This is a genomic window from Polaribacter sp. KT25b (assembly GCF_900105145.1).
Taxonomy (GTDB): Bacteria; Bacteroidota; Bacteroidia; order Flavobacteriales; family Flavobacteriaceae; genus Polaribacter.
Genome location: NZ_LT629752.1, coordinates 766,581 through 783,155 on the forward strand (window position 1 = coordinate 766,581; position 16,575 = coordinate 783,155).

Consider the following 16,575-nt stretch of genomic DNA (forward strand, 5'->3'; position numbering starts at 1 on the left):
TTATTTTAAATTTTTGAAAATATTTAGAAGTATTGTTTTTTCATGATCCCAAGTTAATTCTTGTTTTGCCTTTTTTATTGATTTATAATAATCAACCTTAAGCATAGTTTGTATCTGATTAGCAAGACCTTTTGGAGATCTTGATTTTATAATTTCGCCAACTTTATAGTCTAAAACAATTTGTTTCATTTCTGGTAAATCAGAAACTAAAATAGGAATTTCTGCTTGTATATAATCAAAGATTTTGTTAGGTAAAGCGTATCTGTAATTTAATCCTAAATCTTCTTCTAAACTCAAGCCAATATCAGCTAAAGGAGTAATTTTTTGCAATTCATTTGGTAATAATTTACCTAAAAAATGTACTTTATTTTCTGTTGATTTATTTTCACTTCTTTCTCTTAAATCGGATATTATATCTCCATTTCCAACAATTATTAATAGATAATCATCTAAATATTCCATTGCATCGATCATCAATTCTAAACCACGTCCAATATTTATAGCGCCTTGATAAATGATAATTTTTTTACCATCCGTAGAAAAAGGTAATTTACTCTTTTCAATTTTTTTAAAGGTTGGTAAATTTCTTACAACCTTAAAATTAGTTGCGTATCTGTTGTTGTAAAAATCAGAAATACTTTTACAAACAGTGTACGTATTTTTAAGTTTCGGAAGTAATAATTTTTCTAAAGAAGACCAGAAATTTTTCACAAAAGGACGATGCACTAATTCAGGTATTTCTGGAAATAATTCGTGACTATCGTACACCAATTTTTTGTTTTGAAGTACACTAACTGCATAATTTGCAACAAGAGAATCTAAATCATTTGAAAGTAAAATGTTTTTTTTAGAGAATAATAAAACAAAAAAGATTCTAAAATTAAATTCAGCATAAAACAAAAAACCTTGATTAAAAAATAGTTTTATTCTTTTTGTTTCATAATCTCTACTTATCGGAACGCTGTTTTTTAATTTTCTACCAACTAACAGCACTTTATAACCATCATTAAATAAAGTAGTACAAACTTTATCTACTCTTTGGTCTGTAGATAAATCATTTGTAACAGTTACAATAATTTTTTTCAACTTACATATTTTAGTGCAATATAAAAAATAAAAAACCCACTCCTTAAAAAGAAGTGGGAAATTGCTATGAAAAAGAATGATAAGAAGAATCTTATCAAATTGATAGTCGTTTCTTATTTTAAGTTCTTACAAAAAAGAAAAAATAATTTGAAAAAAAAATTAAGGGAAATTATTAATTTACACCTTTTCTGATACCTTGAAAAATAAAACCCTATAAATTAAGTATTTACAGGGTTAGGAGTGGAGACGCCGAGAATCGAACTCGGGTCCAAACAAGCAGCCAAAATGCTTTCTACATACTTAGTTCTTTCTTAGTTTTCGACCAAAAGCTGATTAAGAACAATCTGCTTTTAGCTTATCTTCTTTAGATTCAAAAACTTGCCAAAGCTTCAAGTTTTCTATATTTACTTTTACGATGCCCAAAAGTGAATCGCCGTAAATCAAGGCTTTTCGTGGACATAAAGCTTGCACACCTTGTGTGCCTAGGCCAATCCTACTATGATTCGGATTAAGCAGCTAAAGCGTAGTTATCTTCGCCGTTTAAAAAGTTGAAATTAGGTTTTACGAGTGTTATTTCATAACTCGGTATGCTTACAAATTCACTGTCCTTGCTGTCAAAACCAGTCGTCCCCTCAATGAAATAGCAAATTTTAATTTGCGTAATTGAATTGATCCTGAACTTGATTCAGGAACTCATCAACTCTTCATTTTATTTTTTCAAAGAAATATTTCTAATCTAGAAATATGGATTGCAAAAGTATAAAAAAATACAGTTGTTTATCATTATAAAATCTAATATCTTCGAACAAATATTATACCAACTCTACTAAACCTGTTTAGAAGTGTTTTGTTTAAACAATTTAGTAGCTCAAAAACATAAATACATGAAATTTGGCATTATCAAAGAACGTAAAAATCCACCAGATAGAAGAGTTGTTTTTTCACCAGAAAAGCTACAAGAATTCAAAGAGAAATATCCGAAGGCAACCATTAAGGTAGAATCTTCAGATATTAGAGTATTCTCGGATGCAGCTTATAAAGCAGGCGGATTAGAAGTTACTGAAAATATGTCTGATTGTGATGTTTTATTTGGAGTTAAAGAAGTTCCTATAGATGCTTTAATTCCTAATAAAAAATATTTTTTCTTTAGCCATACAATTAAAAAGCAACCTTATAATAGACAATTATTAAAAGCAATTTTAGACAAAAATATTGAGTTGTTCGATCACGAAACAATTGTTAAAGAAAATGGGTTGCGTTTAATAGGCTTTGGTCGTTATGCTGGTATTGTTGGTGTTTACAATGGTTTTAGAGCAATTGGTAAATCTAAAGAGACATTTAATTTGCCCAAAGCAGAGACTTTAGAAAATCAGCAAGAATTAATTTCCGAGTTAAATAAAATAAATATAGAAAATATTAAAATTCTTTTAACAGGTAACGGAAAAGTTGCTTACGGCGCTAAAGAAATGTTAGATGCTATGAAAATAAAAGAAGTTTCTGTAAATGATTATGTAACTAAAACGTTTAATGAACCAGTGTATTGTTTGGCAGACGTGCTAGATTATAACAAACGTAAAGATGGAAAAATTATTGATAATTTCGATTTTTACGATCATCCAGAACAATATGAATCTAATTTTATGCAATTTGCAAAAGTAACAGATTTCTTTATTGCTGGGCATTTTTATGGTAACGGTGCTCCTTATTTATTTACAAGAGAAGATGCAAAATCAGTAGACTTTAAAATTAAATTCGTGGCAGATATTTCTTGTGATGTAGATGGTCCTGTAGCATCAACTTTAAGAGCTTCTACAATCGCAGATCCTTTTTATGGCTACAATCCGCAAACAGAATTAGAAGTAGATTTTAAAGATAAAAACGCTATTGTTGTTATGGCAGTAGATAATTTACCATGCGAGTTACCTCAAGATGCGAGCGAAGGTTTTGGAGAAATGTTTTTGCAAAATGTAATTCCTGCTTTTTTTAATGATGATAAAGATGGCGTTTTAGAACGTGCGAAAATGACAGAAAACGGAAAATTAACTGCACGTTTTTCTTACTTACAAGATTATTTAGACGGTAAAGAATAAATGACAGAAGATAAACAATTTCTTATCGACTTAGCAAAAATGAAAATGCCTTTTGGTAAATATAAAGGCAAATTTTTAATTGATTTACCAGAACATTATATTGTTTGGTACAAAAATAAAGGTTTTCCACACGGAAAATTAGGGAAACAAATGGAGTTGGTTTATGAGCTTCAATTAAATGGTTTAGAAGATATTGTAAGAGAAATTAGAAACAAATTTTAACCTTTAATAATTATGCCGTAAATAACATGAGCAACCCCTAAAATATAAATAGAAGAATACCAGTAGTTTGGAATTAAAACACAAATCATTGTAAGTAATAAGCTAATGCCAGATAACACAAAAAGATTTTTACTTTTTTTAATTTTTAGAAATAAAAGCGAAATACCATATAAAAATAAAAAAGTAGGAGTTAAATAATCTGCAAAATGGTGGGTAGTTAAGTAAAATAAAACTAAATAAATAAGAGTAAAACTAAATGAAAATAGCTTAAAGTTTTTTTTAGTTTTAGAATTCCATAGTTTGTATTCTAATTTTCTGGCCTTTCTTCTACCTTTATAAAATAAAGTTAAAGTAGAAAATAATATTGTTAAAAAGATAATTCCTAAAACTAAATACTCAATAATTTCAGTAGATAACAAGCTCATTGGGTTGCCATCAATTAAAAAACCTTCGAGTATTTTTTTGATAGAAAAAGCAGCTAATAGAAAGTACACTCCAATCTGGATACTTGAATATCCCTTTAAAGAAAAGTTTAACTGAAAGTTATCTTGTTTTTCCATAAATTAATAAATCTTGCTAATATAAGAAAAAAATGAAGCCTGCAGAAGAATACATATTAAATCAACCAGAACCTTTTAAAACTATTCTATTGCATTTACAAATTTTAATTGAAAATACTTTTCCAGAAGTTGATTTAAAATTTAAATGGAAAATCCCTTTTTATTATTTAAATGATAGACCTTTTTGCTATTTAAATCCGTCTAAAAAGAAAGGCTATGTTGATGTTGTTTTTTGGGTTTCTGCACATTTAACAAAGTACAATGAATTTTTAATTTCTGATAATAGAAAAGTAGTAAAATCTTTAAGATATTACAAATTAGAAGATATTAATGAAAAAGTTTTATTGTCTGTTTTAGAAGAAGCACATCAGTTAAAAGAGAAAGGATTTTATAAAAGGAGTTAATTGTTTTATTCTCTAATTTTATAAGCTAAAGCAGATATTCCATTAAAATAAATATATAGATTTGTATTTCTCTTAGGATTATCAATCATAAAATGTGCAATAGAATTTTTGTATATTATTTGTGGTTTTTTTATTTCATTATAATCTTCAAATTTATATAATACTTCAGTGGTTGAATCTATATTTTTAAATTTGAATAAAATTTTTCTATTTCTGGTCTTTATTTCTCCAATTTGAGGTTCCATTAATTTAATTTCATTGTTAAAATATGCACTCATAAATAGTGGTTGGTAACAAAAGGACTTTAGACTTTTCTGGTTAAAATATTTAACCCATTTAAATTTACTAGGGTAGTGTGTAAGATTTAGTTCTTCTTTTTTAATATCAAAGTAAAAATAATCAGGTTTTGAATTATGAGTTGCTAAACCAAAAGTGGCATCAATAAAAATCCAATTTTTATTAATTTTTACAGCATTCCAAACATGGTTTTTACTTTTAGGAATATAATTTATTTCATTGGTTAAAGTTCTTGCAAAACCTTTTATTAATTCATTTTCTATTGATAAAAGATTACATAATTTCTGAAAAGTTAATGCAATACCATTACAAACAGCTCTTTTAGATTTAATAGTTTTGTAGACTATTTCGTCTTTAGCAAGTTGAGTTCTCCTTTCTAAATCATCTTCATTAAAATACATAATGATTTCGGGAGCTTTTATGAGGTTTGTTTGTGTTGAAATTTGATCATATTTAATATTTAAAGTTATCCAAGAAAATATTGCTCTAACTTTTTCTTTATCAGTTTTAAAGTCATAATTAATCTTTTCGGCTAATTGTTCAACAGATGAAATTGATTGATATTTGCTTATAATTAAATCTACTTTTTTTAGATTTTGAGATTGAATTGAAAAACTACATATAAGAAGTATAAAAAAGATTTTATTCATTTCTCTAAAATACTGAATTTTATTATTGCATGCTAATTCTAAAATGCAAAGCATCTTCTTTGTTAATAAATAAAACTAAATCTGTATTAATCTTAGGATTTTTAATAGTTAAAGTAGTTGTATTTTTTTCTGATGTAATTATCGGTTTCAGGGGATTTTTCATCCCTTTTAAGGTGTAAAAAACTAGTAAATTTTTATCTAAATTTTTAAATTTTAGTACAATATCTTCGGATGCTTTTAAGTTGATAATTCCTGATGTTGGTGAAATTAAATCAGTATTTAGCGTTAGGAAAGTATTAGAATAAATTGGCTGATTATAGAATTCTTGCACACTCATTCTCCCAAAACGGATATTCCAAATTGTATCTTCTGGATAATGAGTTTTAAATATTTTATTTACAGGAATGTCATAAAAATAATCATTAAAACTACGAATCCATTTGCCATTATTTTCATATCCAGCAGCCCAAGTTGCATCTAATATAATCCATTTTTTATCAATCTTTACAGCATTCCAAGCATGATTTGAAGTATTAGAGATTTTGCCAATTTCATCAGAACTTGTTCTAGCATTTCCTTTTATAACTTCAGCTTCAATTTTTAATAAATCACATATTTTTTTGAAAGACTGTGCATATTCTTCACAAACGCCAGTTTGATTTCTAAAAGTTTCAGAAACTATATTATCTATATGCGATTTTATTTTTTCTGTTTTTTCTTCTTCGGATTTATAACTAAAACTATAATTCCTTTTTGTTGGATTGTAGAATTCTCTTAAATTATAACGAATGTTTTTTGCCAACCAAAAAAATGCTGCTCTAGACTTATCAGCATCAGAAGAAAAATCTTTTTCAATCTGATTTGCTAAATCTTCTACTTTGCTAAATCTCGGATAGTTGATAACGACAGCATCAACTTTTTTGAAGTTTTGCGAAAAAGTAGAAAGACTAAAAAATAAAAATATAAGTATAAGTTGTTTCATCATCCAAAAGTTAAACTATTTTAGAAACCAAAAATTGTGCCTTTAAGTTTATTTAGTAAAAAATAAAAATCCTTCAGGTTTTAGAAACTTGAAGGATTTTAAAAAGTATAAACTAATTATTTTATAAATTATTAATCGTTTTTCTAATGGCAACCAAATTACTTAAAAGGCCTTCTAAATTGTCTAAATGTAACATATTTGCGCCATCAGATTTTGCGTTTGCAGGATCAAAATGCGTTTCAATAAATAAACCATCTACGTTATTTACAATTCCAGCTCTTGCAATAGTTTCAATCATATCTGGTCTTCCGCCAGTAACACCAGCAACTTGATTTGGTTGTTGTAAAGAGTGTGTTACATCTAAAATTGTTGGTGCAAAAGCACGCATTTCAGGAATTCCTCTAAAATCTACAATCATATCTTGGTAGCCAAACATAGTTCCTCTATCAGTAATCCACGCTTTGTTAGAACCAGCATCTTTTACCTTTTGCACTGCATGTTTCATTGCACCTGGACTCATAAACTGTCCTTTTTTTAAGTTGACAACTTTTCCTGTTTCTGCTGCAGCAACTACTAAATCTGTTTGACGAACTAAAAAAGCAGGAATTTGTAAAACATCTACATATTCTGCCGCTTTTTGTGCATCAGAAATTTCATGAATATCTGTAACTGTTGGCACACCAAAAGTTTCTGAAACTTTACGTAAAATTTTTAATGCTTTTTCATCTCCAATTCCTGTAAAACTATCAATTCTACTTCTGTTTGCTTTTTTAAAACTTCCTTTAAAAATGTATGGAATTTTTAATTTATCAGTAATGGTAACTACTTTTTCAGCAATTCTTAACGCCATTTCTTCGCCTTCAATGGCACAAGGGCCTGATAAAAGGAAAAAATTGTTTTCGTTTGTGTATTTTATATTTGGAATTTCAGATAAAATCATTTGTAAAAATTTTTAACAAAAATACGTAAAAATTTAGCGTTATATTTATCCTTTTAAAATCAAAAAAAATGAATAGAATAGTTATCACTTTAATAGTATCTGTATTTTTAATTTCTTGTAACAGCGCTAAGAATGTAAATAAATCAGAAAACAAATCAGCAAAAACAGAAAAGACAGAAAGTGCTTTTTTTATTGATTCTGTAACTGTTAAAAAGCATTTGTACACCTTAGCTTCTGATGAAATGGAAGGTAGAAAAACAGGAACTCAAGGAATTGAGAAAGCTGCAAAATATATAGAAAACGAATTTAAAAGAATTGGTTTAACCACTTTTGAAGATTTAGAAACCTACAGACAAACCTTTAATTTTACACCTAGAAATAGTAAAGAAGAAATTTCGACTGCAAATATTATTGGGGTTTTAGAAGGAAAAAGTAAAAAGGATGAATATGTAATTATTTCTGCACATTATGATCATTTAGGAAATGAAGGTAAAGGAGATGATAAAATTTACAACGGCGCAAATGATGACGCTTCTGGTGTTACAGGTGTTTTAGCTTTGGCAGAATATTTTAAACAAGTAGGGAATGAAAGAACAATTGTTTTTGCTGCTTTTACTGGAGAAGAAATGGGATTAATTGGTTCTACAGAATTTGGAAAAGGAATTGATGCAAGCGTATTTGTTGCAGGAATCAATTTAGAGATGATTGGGAAAGTACCAAGTTTTGGCCCAAATACAGCTTGGTTAACAGGTTTTGAACGATCAGATTTTGGGAAGATTATTCAGAAGAATTTAATGGGAACTGGTTATCAATTATTTCCAGATCCGTATAAAAATTTTAATTTATTTTTTAGATCAGATAATGCATCTTTAGCGCGTTTAGGTGTTCCGTCACATACTTTTTCTACAACACCAATTGATGTTGATAAAGATTATCATAAAGTGTCTGATGAAGCAGAAACCTTAAATATGACTGTAATTACACAAACCATTCAAGCTGTTGCAAAAGGTACAGAAAGTATTATCAACGGAAAAGATATACCAACAAGAGTTGTGTTAGAAGAAAAGTAAAATAGGATCTGATGAAAAATTTAAAATACCTTTTTTTGTTTTTATTGATGAGCTGTTCATCATCAAAAGTAATGACAGATTATGATAATGCCATTAATTTTTCTGATTTTAAAACCTACAGCTTTTATGAAGATGTTGGCGGAGGTTTAAATGAACTAGATGTTAAACGAGTAATTTTTGCTATTAATTTTGAATTAAATCAACGTGGTTTTAAAGAAACAGAAAGCCCAGATTTTTATATAAATGTTACTTCTAAAACTTCAGAAAGTAGTAACAATAATTCTATAGGAATTGGAGTAGGAGGTGGAGGAAGAAATAGTGGTTTTGGAATTTCTGGTGGAATCCCAATTGGTGCAAAAAAACTGAATGAAGAATTGGTTATTGAGTTTGTAAATGCTAAAACCAACCAAATTATTTGGGAAGGAGCATTAAATTCTAAAATTAAAGAAAATAGAAATCCAGAAGAAAAAGAATTGCAATATACTGAAGTCGTAAAAAAGATTTTAAATCATTATCCACCAAATAACGAAAACTAAAAATGGCTTATAATGCGTTTTTAGCAGACAGAATTGCCCAGTTTTTTATAGAAAAAAGGGTTTCTTTTTACGAAAAGAAAATGTTTGGCGGAACTTGTTTTATGGTTAATGAAAAAATGTGTGTTGTTGTATTACGTGATGAAATTATGGCAAGAATACATCCTGAAGTTTACGAAGAATCTTTGAAAAAAGAAGGTTGTAAAGAAATGAATTTTACAGGAAGATCTATGAAGGGTTATGTTTTTTTAACGGATGATGCCTATGATTTAGATGTTGATTTACAGTATTGGTTACAATTAGCTTTAGATTTTAATCCGTTAGCAAAAGCGAGTAAAAAAAGAAAATCCTCTAAAAATTAATTTAGAGGATTTTTTATTTTAAAAAAAAGGTTCTTAAAACTGATATCTAACACTTAATCCAAAATCAGAATTTAAACCATCTAAACTTCCTGTAATTCCTATTTCTGGTCTATAATCTAAAGAAATTAATAAAGGTATATCATTTTCAATATCAAAGTTATATTCTACACCAACAACACCAGAAGCAAAAATTGAAGTTTTGTTAGCATCATAAATTCCGGCACCAGCACCAGCATACCAATTAAATTGATTTTCTAAACTCCAAACCCATTCATATAAACCTGTAAGTTTTACATCGTTAAAACTATCTCTTAAACCAAGGTTTATTTCTAGACGATTATTGTCTTCTAATTTTCTTTGATAAGTAACTTCAGATCCAAAACCATCATTACCTCCTAAACGAAGTCCAATTGAATTGTCTGCAATATCTTGTGCATTTATAGAAAGTGTTGTAGCTAAGAATAAGCCAAATACTAAAAGTGTTTTTTTCATAATTTAAAGTTTATTTATAAGTACAAAATTATGGTTATTATTTGATTTTAATGATCTCAAATAAGTTAAATTTTGATTCATATGAATGTTCTTATTCGCTTATTTTTAAACGAATTCCTTTAGAATGACTGCTAAATTCTGGTGCATACATACTTTGAATTGTTGTAATTCCGTTGCTGAAATTACCAGCATTATTAACACGAACATCATATTCAAAAACATAAACTCCTTTTGGAATTCTATCAAAAAAGAAATTAGTTGCAGCATCTTTTGTGCTTTCATAATAGCCTAAATTATCTTGATATTTGTATTGAGAAAGTACATTAATTGGTTCAACGCCAGAAGCTCTCATATCTTTCATGTGAATAAATTCCATGTCTCTGTCAGAACGTAGTTCAATTCTAACTGTAATTAAATCACCTATTTTTATGGATGAATTTTCAGTAATTTCTTTCAACTCTTTTCCTGTATCAGAATTTACTTTTAAAAATAGTTTTTTATTGATTTTTAAAGGAGTTTCTGCGGATGTTATTTTGTCTAAATCTTCAAAATATTGCCAATATAAACCTCCCCAAGCAATTCCGTTTCCTTTTTTGTTGATGGTAACTGTAGCCATTTCTGATTTAATTTCATCAGTATTCCAAGAAGTTTTAAAATAACCAGTTCCTGCTTCTACTTTTACATTCTCCATTTCTGCAGGATTGATTGTTTTATCTCCAACTTTAATGTCAACCATTTCTGTTACCGAAATCCAATCACTTCCATTTAATAATAAGGCGTACACAGCTTCTGTAGTTGCTTTTGTGGTTTTCCATCTGTTGGTTTGCTTATTTTTTAACAACCAAATTTTAAGATTATCAATCGTTTCTGTGTCGTTTTCAATTTCAGAAAAAGTCTCAATCATCAAAGCCTGAGTTTCAATTGGAGCTTGATAAAAGTAATAACCAGCAGTGTTGGTTTTCCAGTACATTCCTAATTCATCAGAATAAATAGCATTTTCTTTTAATGATTTTAAAATTTTATTGGCAACTACTTTTTCATCATTTCTAAAAAGAGACAATGCAATCTGCCCTTTTGCATACAAATTGTATTCATTCCAATATGTTGCAGATTGATTTTGAAAATAAGCAACAGCATTTTTAGTTTTTTCATCCAAAGAAATATCTTTATAAAAACTACGCATATATAAATACTGAATCGTAAAATAATTCAAGTTGTTCTTTTCTAAATAATCTTTATAAGCGATTTCACCTTCTTTTTTAGTTTTGGATATTTCTTTAATTTCAGATGCTCTTTCTAACAATTTTAAATATTGATCTAAGAATTCTTTGTCTAAAAAATGAACTGATTTTTCAATCATCTTTTTTGTTGATGTATTAAAATCAGAAACTCCTAATTTTTGTAAATGTCCAAAACCTGTTGCAATATGTTGAGTGATATAGGTGCTTTCATATCTACCGCCTTTAAACCAAGGAAATCCGCCAGAATTCATCTGAATATCTTGTAATTTATTGATAGCTTTTTCTTGTTCGTTTTTCATTTTTGTTAAATCGAACAACAAGGCAATTCTTTTCTTTTGTTCGGTTTCTGATTGCGCATCTCTTAACCAAGGAGTTTCCTGAATAATCAATGATTTTAGCTCTTCATTTTTCTCTAAATTTGATAAAAGAGCATCCGAAGTTTTCCAAGAATTAAACACTTCTTGAATCTTAGGATTTGAATTTGCAACAAAACTCGCTAACGTATTTGCATAAAATCTAGAGAAAGTTTGTTCTGCACATTCATACGGATATTCCATTAAATAAGGCAAAGACTGAATAGCATACCAAACAGGATTTGATGTCATTTCTAACGTTAGCTTGTGGTTTTTTAATGTTGAAGAAGTTGAATTTTTAAGTTTATCTAACGTAAAAGTTTTGGTTTCATTACTACGAACCCACATTGACATTGTTTCTGTAACCAAAATTCTGTTTGATAAAACAGGCAATACATTTTGTTCTCCATCAGAAAAATCACCAGCTTTTGCTACAATTTTATATTGAACAGCTTGTACCGTTTCCGGAATTGATAAATTCCAAGAAACGTTTGTATTTCCATCTTTATCAACTGTAAAATTTTTGGTTGCATTAGTGTTTTGTAATTCAGTATCTATTTCTTTTCCTGAAATTGCATCTGTTAATAGTAGTTTTGCAATACCACTTAATTGATTATTTGTTAAGTTGGTAATTTTTGCACTCAACGTAATTGTGTCTTTTTCTCGTAAAAAACGAGGTGCATTTGGCACAACCATTAATTCCTTTTGAGTAACAGTTGTTAACGTTTTTGTTGCTGATTTTAATTCTGAAGTATGTGCCAATAATTGCAGTTTCCAACGAGTTAATGCTTCTGGTATTGTAAAATTGAAACTCACTTTTCCATCTTTATCTGTTTTTAATTGTGGAAAAAAGAAAGCCGTTTCATTAAAGTTTTTACGGGCTTTTACTTGTGATAATTGGTTTTCTAATTTTTCCTGACTAGGTTTAGTAGTAATGATAATTGCTCCATTTGTAGCTTCAACTCCATAAAGTGCAGCAGCATTTGCGCCTTTTAAAACAGAAACATCAGCAATAGTAGTAGGATCTAATTTTAGCACTTGTTCATGGGGCATAGGTTTTCCGTCAACTATATACAAAAATTTATCATCTTTTGGAAAAGAACGCATTCCTCTTAAGGTAATGGTAAGCTCTTTATCGTTATTCTTTTGACTAACATTTAAGCCCGAAACTTTACCCGTTAAAGCAGCAGCTAAATTTTCTGCACCATCCATTGTCATTTCTTCAGCTCTTACAACTTGGTTAGATATAGTAACTTGGGCAGAAGTTCTTTTAATTCCATAAGCCATCACTACAACTTCATCTAAATTAGAAGCATCTTCTTCTAATTTAATATCAATATTTGTTTGCTTCCTTACAGAAATTTCTTGTGATTTAAATCCTAAATAATTAAATGTTAAAACATCATCAGTTTTTATTTTGATCGTATAATTACCATCAAAATCAGTTTGTGTTCCAAAGGTTGTTCCTTTAATTTGAACATTTACTCCGGGTAAAGAATTTCCATTTTCATCAGAAACAAAACCTGTAATTGTGCCATCAAAAACTGTTCTTGTACTATTAATATTTCTTTTGGTCTCTCTTAAATATTGTTGATTAATCCATCTATTATTGTTTAAACTAAAGCCAAACCATTTATAAGAATCATTGCCAATTGAAGGAAATCCGTAATAATTTCTTGCAATATTTCTGATATTAAAATAGGTGTTATCAAAACTTTTATTCGCATTACTAGTGCTATAAGAATAATAACTTGGCTTTGGAGTTATTGGGTTAAATTGCCAATTATGAGACTTAAATTCATCTAAAGAAGCATCATACATAGAAGCCAAAACTTCTGCAGCAACTGCATCATTTTTGTCGTTTTTAATGGTAAAACTCCATGTTTCATCTTGTCCTGGTTGTAACTTATCTCTAAAAATATTAGTAATAATTTCTATATTTTTTGGAGCTTCATTAATATCAAAATTGAAGTTCTCACTCTCAAAATAATTAGATTTAACAAAGTGATATTTTACTGCAAAACCACCTATATCTTCTTTTTTTATCGGAAATTTTATAGTTTTTACACAGTTGTTAAGTTTTATGATTTTAGTGTCAATAAGTTTATAGTTCTTTTCGATCTGTAAGACAATTGTCATGTCTTTTGCTGCAGAACCAATTTGAATTTCTACTTCATCACCTACTTTGTAATATAATTTGTTAAAGTTTATAGTTAGTAATTTATTATCTGCAACTTCTTTTTCTTTGGATGAGAAAAGTGTTATTCTTTTTTCATCTTTTACTGCTTGATTAAACTTGTCTTTACTTTCTAAAACAACAATATATTTTCCTGAAATCCAGTTATCAATATCTTTTAAAATAAGTTCTTTGGATGTTGAAGTGTCAAAATTTTCGCTAAAAATAAGTGCACCTTTTTTCCAGTTTTTTTCATCACTTTCATCATCTGTAAAAGGTTCATGTGGAAATAATGTTCTAAATGTGTTTTCAGAAATATCTTGATAGTCAGGAGCAGACCAAGATCTTTTTCTTTGCGGAGATTTTGGAGATTGCAACTTGTAAATTTTTACAGTTCCTTTTGCAGCAACAAACTCATCATTTAAATTTTTTGTATCAATTTTTAAGATAGTTTCTTTCTCGTTTTTATCAATTTCATCATCCATAGAAATAGAAGCAATCAAAGAATGATATCCAATTTTTACTGTAGTTGTTGCGCTGTGAGTTTCTCCATTAATATCAGTAACATCCGCAGTAATTTCATAGGTAAAAATAGGTAAACCCTCTATATCAACACTTTCATCCGGAATTGCTTTAAATTTAACAGAAAAAATACCAGATGCATCTGTGATACTTTCTCCATGTGTAATTTCTTGAGAACTAGAACTAGAGTTTGGTCTTCTCCAATAATACCAACTCGGATATTGCACTTTTCTGTGAACTCTGTAAACCACTTTTGCATCCGTAATATTTGCACCAGAAAAAGCTTTTGCAAAACCAATTACTGTAACAGAATCATTGATTTTAAAACTTTCTGTAACGGGTTTAAAATCGGTAGCAAACTTTGGTCTTTTGTATTCTTCTACAGAAATTGTTGCTGAATTATTATAGTCATATTCAAAATATTCACTACTATCTTCTTCTAAACTTTCATCAACTTCGATAGTAAATTCACCTGTTAAACCATTATTTGGAATTACAAATTCGCCTGCAACAGAGCCAAATTCATTCAATTTTAAATCTAATGTTTTTACTACTTGATTGTTTACATCGTTTAAAGTGATTTCTACAAATTCATTTGTAAAAACTTCTGATTTCTCACCTTGTTTTTTTAGTACAATTGCTTTAAAATAAACAGTTTGTCCTGGTCTGTAAATACTTCTGTCTGTAAAAATAAATGGTTTTATAGTGATTTCTTTGTTAGTGTTTTCATAGTTATTTCTATCATAGGTGTAAAAATAATGAGAGCCAAAATTGGCGAAATCATTTTTTGTTTTTACGGTAATATCAACATTTCTGTATTGGTCTTTACTTTTAAAAGAAGCAAATCCGTTTTTATCTGTAGTAAGTTTTTTGTTGATGAAATAATCTTCATTATTACTTGTGTTTTTTAAATGTATTGCTGCTTTTTTAATTGGTTTCCCTGTGTTTCTATCAACAATTTGATAATTGTATGTATTATCAAAATTATTTTCGATTAATGTTAAGTTAGTTACTTGAATTTGTGTTGTTCCGTAAATTGATTTTTCTGTTAAATCATCACTTTCTGAAGCCAAAATTAAATACATTCCACTTTCAAATTTTGGCACAATTACCTCTGTAGTGTGTTGCAAATAATCATGTTCATTTCTTAATTGATGTTGCCAATTTGTAACTTTTTCTAACTTACTGAAAAATGTTTTCTTATCCTCTAATTTGTATAATTTATTAAAGAGTTTTAGCTTTTTTTTGTCGATTTTATACGCTGTAAAAAACAGTTTTTCCACATTAGTATAGGTTATTAATAATCTAGAATTTTTATCAATAGGAATAAATCTTTCTCCTTCAATAGAAAGTGTTTTTTGTTCAATTTGAGCTTTTAAAATAGCACATTTTTCTGCACCAAAACTTTTAGAAAATTTTTTAATTACTGCATCACAAATAGCAATTGCTTCTTTATTTTTAAAGCGGTTCTTATTGTTTTCTGATGAACTATAACTTGCTTTATTTTTATAAATACTCGCAATTTCGAAAGCATACAAAGCACTTGCCTCATGTGTTTTAAATTTTTCTTCGGATGCAATTAAACTTTTTAAAAGAATGTTTTCTGAATCCTCGAAAGTAGCATGCTGATTTACAAAGTTCATTCTTTGTATATCAATTTCTGCGAGCGCATTTTTATTGTTTTCTTTTAAATGAAAAGCAATAATTTTTTGATATATTTTTAAGGCATTCAATTGCAAAGACAAACTATCTTTTGACGTTATTTTTAAATTAGAAAATGTTTTTACATCACCCAAAAAAGAAACGTCATCAACTAAAAATTTGTAAGCAGGACTTGTAATTGAGGTTTCTGAAGATTTATAAAATTGTAATGTATTGTTTGCTAAAAAATCAAATAACGTTGGTCTATAAATTTTTGAATCAATATTGATTTGTAGTATATCAGAAAAGGTGGAAATAGCTATTTCTTGAAGTTGATCTGCATTATCTAAAGAAGCGTTAAAATAAGTATGAATTTCTTCAAACAATGTATCTAAATCCCAGGTTCTAAAATCGTCAGTATTAACTTTATTAGTAGTTTTTGTTCTATTATAAAATTTGTATCTATTTTCATTAAAATATTGCCAATATAAATTTGCTAAAACATTTTCTAAAACATTTTTTGTTGGAAATGTACTTTTAGCAATATGCTTTTTAAAGTTGTTTATTACTTTTAATTGTGCATCTTCTTCCAGTGTTAAAGCGAATTTACTTTTATAAAAAAGCGTTTTTATAATTTGTTGCGAATTGTTTTCGGCATCTGCTTTTGTATAGATTTCTTCAACAATTTTTAAGGCAGATTTAGGTAAACCATCAACCTCAAGTTTTTGTACTTTTAACCAAAGATCCTCAAAATTATTTTGAGCATTTAAGGTTGTAGAAAATAGGAAAATCATAAATAGTATTGTTGTAATTTTTTTCATCATCTAAAGATTTTGTGCAATCAAAGCAAGCATAAATCAATTAATAAAACAACTAATAATTAGTAAACGAGTCATTTGAGTTCGTGAAACTAATTTTTAACTGAGTTTCGTTCTAAATATAATCAATATTATT

The 16,575-nt window shown here is 28.2% G+C and carries 13 protein-coding genes and 1 other RNA gene; 6 read left to right on the forward strand and 8 right to left on the reverse strand.

Going from position 1 to position 16,575, the window contains the following annotated elements:
- Positions 1-1,086 (reverse strand): glycosyltransferase, encoded by a 1,086-nt coding sequence (locus tag BLT70_RS03055; protein WP_157691830.1) that lies wholly within the window; start codon positions 1,084-1,086, stop codon positions 1-3.
- Between the two features lie 238 nt (positions 1,087-1,324).
- Positions 1,325-1,718: a transfer-messenger RNA gene (gene ssrA / locus BLT70_RS03060) on the reverse strand.
- A 252-nt stretch (positions 1,719-1,970) separates the two neighbouring features.
- Here ssrA and BLT70_RS03065 point away from each other — a divergent pair.
- Entirely contained in the window at positions 1,971-3,176 is a 1,206-nt protein-coding gene (locus BLT70_RS03065) for an NAD(P)-dependent oxidoreductase (RefSeq protein WP_091891395.1), read from the forward strand.
- Positions 3,177-3,398: a DUF3820 family protein gene (locus tag BLT70_RS03070; RefSeq protein ID WP_091891398.1), complete on the forward strand. Its 222-nt coding sequence runs from the start codon at positions 3,177-3,179 to the stop codon at positions 3,396-3,398.
- On the opposite strand, the gene BLT70_RS03075 is transcribed toward BLT70_RS03070, so the two are convergent.
- Complete coding sequence (locus BLT70_RS03075; RefSeq protein ID WP_091891401.1) at positions 3,395-3,958, reverse strand: hypothetical protein; 564 nt, start codon at positions 3,956-3,958, stop codon at positions 3,395-3,397. The genes BLT70_RS03070 and BLT70_RS03075 overlap by 4 nt on opposite strands.
- Positions 3,959-3,990: 32 nt before the next feature.
- Here BLT70_RS03075 and BLT70_RS03080 point away from each other — a divergent pair, with 32 nt between their 5' ends.
- On the forward strand, positions 3,991-4,362 hold the full coding sequence (locus tag BLT70_RS03080) for a DUF1801 domain-containing protein (RefSeq protein WP_091891404.1): 372 nt from the start codon (positions 3,991-3,993) through the stop codon (positions 4,360-4,362).
- A gap of 5 nt (positions 4,363-4,367) precedes the next feature.
- Here BLT70_RS03080 and BLT70_RS03085 read toward each other — a convergent pair whose 3' ends face one another.
- From BLT70_RS03085 to kdsA, 3 genes are all read right to left on the reverse strand, one after another.
- Positions 4,368-5,363, reverse strand: a complete 996-nt coding sequence (locus tag BLT70_RS03085) for a transglutaminase domain-containing protein (RefSeq protein WP_091891407.1) — start codon at positions 5,361-5,363, stop codon at positions 4,368-4,370.
- Positions 5,332-6,291, reverse strand: coding sequence for a transglutaminase domain-containing protein (locus BLT70_RS03090; protein WP_091891410.1), 960 nt, complete (start codon positions 6,289-6,291; stop codon positions 5,332-5,334). Before BLT70_RS03090 ends, BLT70_RS03085 begins: the two co-directional genes overlap by 32 nt.
- A 121-nt stretch (positions 6,292-6,412) precedes the next feature.
- Complete coding sequence (kdsA, locus tag BLT70_RS03095) at positions 6,413-7,231, reverse strand: 3-deoxy-8-phosphooctulonate synthase (RefSeq protein WP_091891413.1); 819 nt, start codon at positions 7,229-7,231, stop codon at positions 6,413-6,415.
- A 68-nt stretch (positions 7,232-7,299) separates the two neighbouring features.
- Here kdsA and BLT70_RS03100 point away from each other — a divergent pair, with 68 nt between their 5' ends.
- Genes BLT70_RS03100 through BLT70_RS03110 form a run of 3 tightly spaced genes read left to right on the forward strand, consistent with a single transcriptional unit; the run spans position 7,300 to position 9,196 of the window.
- Positions 7,300-8,301: a M28 family peptidase gene (locus tag BLT70_RS03100; RefSeq protein ID WP_091891416.1), complete on the forward strand. Its 1,002-nt coding sequence runs from the start codon at positions 7,300-7,302 to the stop codon at positions 8,299-8,301.
- An 11-nt stretch (positions 8,302-8,312) separates the two neighbouring features.
- Positions 8,313-8,837, forward strand: a complete 525-nt coding sequence (locus BLT70_RS03105; protein WP_091891419.1) for a DUF4136 domain-containing protein — start codon at positions 8,313-8,315, stop codon at positions 8,835-8,837.
- 2 nt (positions 8,838-8,839) lie between these two features.
- On the forward strand, positions 8,840-9,196 hold the full coding sequence (locus BLT70_RS03110; RefSeq protein WP_091891422.1) for a TfoX/Sxy family protein: 357 nt from the start codon (positions 8,840-8,842) through the stop codon (positions 9,194-9,196).
- Between the two features lie 33 nt (positions 9,197-9,229).
- On the opposite strand, the gene BLT70_RS03115 is transcribed toward BLT70_RS03110, so the two are convergent.
- Positions 9,230-9,688 (reverse strand): hypothetical protein, encoded by a 459-nt coding sequence (locus tag BLT70_RS03115; RefSeq protein ID WP_091891425.1) that lies wholly within the window; start codon positions 9,686-9,688, stop codon positions 9,230-9,232.
- A gap of 91 nt (positions 9,689-9,779) precedes the next feature.
- A complete protein-coding gene (locus BLT70_RS03120; RefSeq protein ID WP_091891428.1) occupies positions 9,780-16,442 on the reverse strand; it encodes an alpha-2-macroglobulin in 6,663 nt (2,220 codons plus the stop codon).
- Between the last annotated feature and the right edge of the window lie 133 nt (positions 16,443-16,575).

Bases quoted from the DNA above. Each gene is read 5' to 3' on its own strand.
- BLT70_RS03070 (WP_091891398.1), top strand. From the start codon at position 3,177: ATGACAGAAGATAAACAATTTCTTATCGACTTAGCAAAAATGAAAATG.
- BLT70_RS03080 (WP_091891404.1), top strand. From the start codon at position 3,991: ATGAAGCCTGCAGAAGAATACATATTAAATCAACCAGAACCTTTTAAA.
- BLT70_RS03085 (WP_091891407.1), bottom strand. From the start codon at position 5,363: ATGCTTTGCATTTTAGAATTAGCATGCAATAATAAAATTCAGTATTTT.
- BLT70_RS03105 (WP_091891419.1), top strand. From the start codon at position 8,313: ATGAAAAATTTAAAATACCTTTTTTTGTTTTTATTGATGAGCTGTTCA.
- BLT70_RS03100 (WP_091891416.1), top strand. From the start codon at position 7,300: ATGAATAGAATAGTTATCACTTTAATAGTATCTGTATTTTTAATTTCT.
- BLT70_RS03065 (WP_091891395.1), top strand. From the start codon at position 1,971: ATGAAATTTGGCATTATCAAAGAACGTAAAAATCCACCAGATAGAAGA.
- BLT70_RS03115 (WP_091891425.1), bottom strand. From the start codon at position 9,688: ATGAAAAAAACACTTTTAGTATTTGGCTTATTCTTAGCTACAACACTT.
- kdsA (WP_091891413.1), bottom strand. From the start codon at position 7,231: ATGATTTTATCTGAAATTCCAAATATAAAATACACAAACGAAAACAAT.
- BLT70_RS03075 (WP_091891401.1), bottom strand. From the start codon at position 3,958: ATGGAAAAACAAGATAACTTTCAGTTAAACTTTTCTTTAAAGGGATAT.
- BLT70_RS03110 (WP_091891422.1), top strand. From the start codon at position 8,840: ATGGCTTATAATGCGTTTTTAGCAGACAGAATTGCCCAGTTTTTTATA.
- BLT70_RS03120 (WP_091891428.1), bottom strand. From the start codon at position 16,442: ATGAAAAAAATTACAACAATACTATTTATGATTTTCCTATTTTCTACA.
- BLT70_RS03090 (WP_091891410.1), bottom strand. From the start codon at position 6,291: ATGAAACAACTTATACTTATATTTTTATTTTTTAGTCTTTCTACTTTT.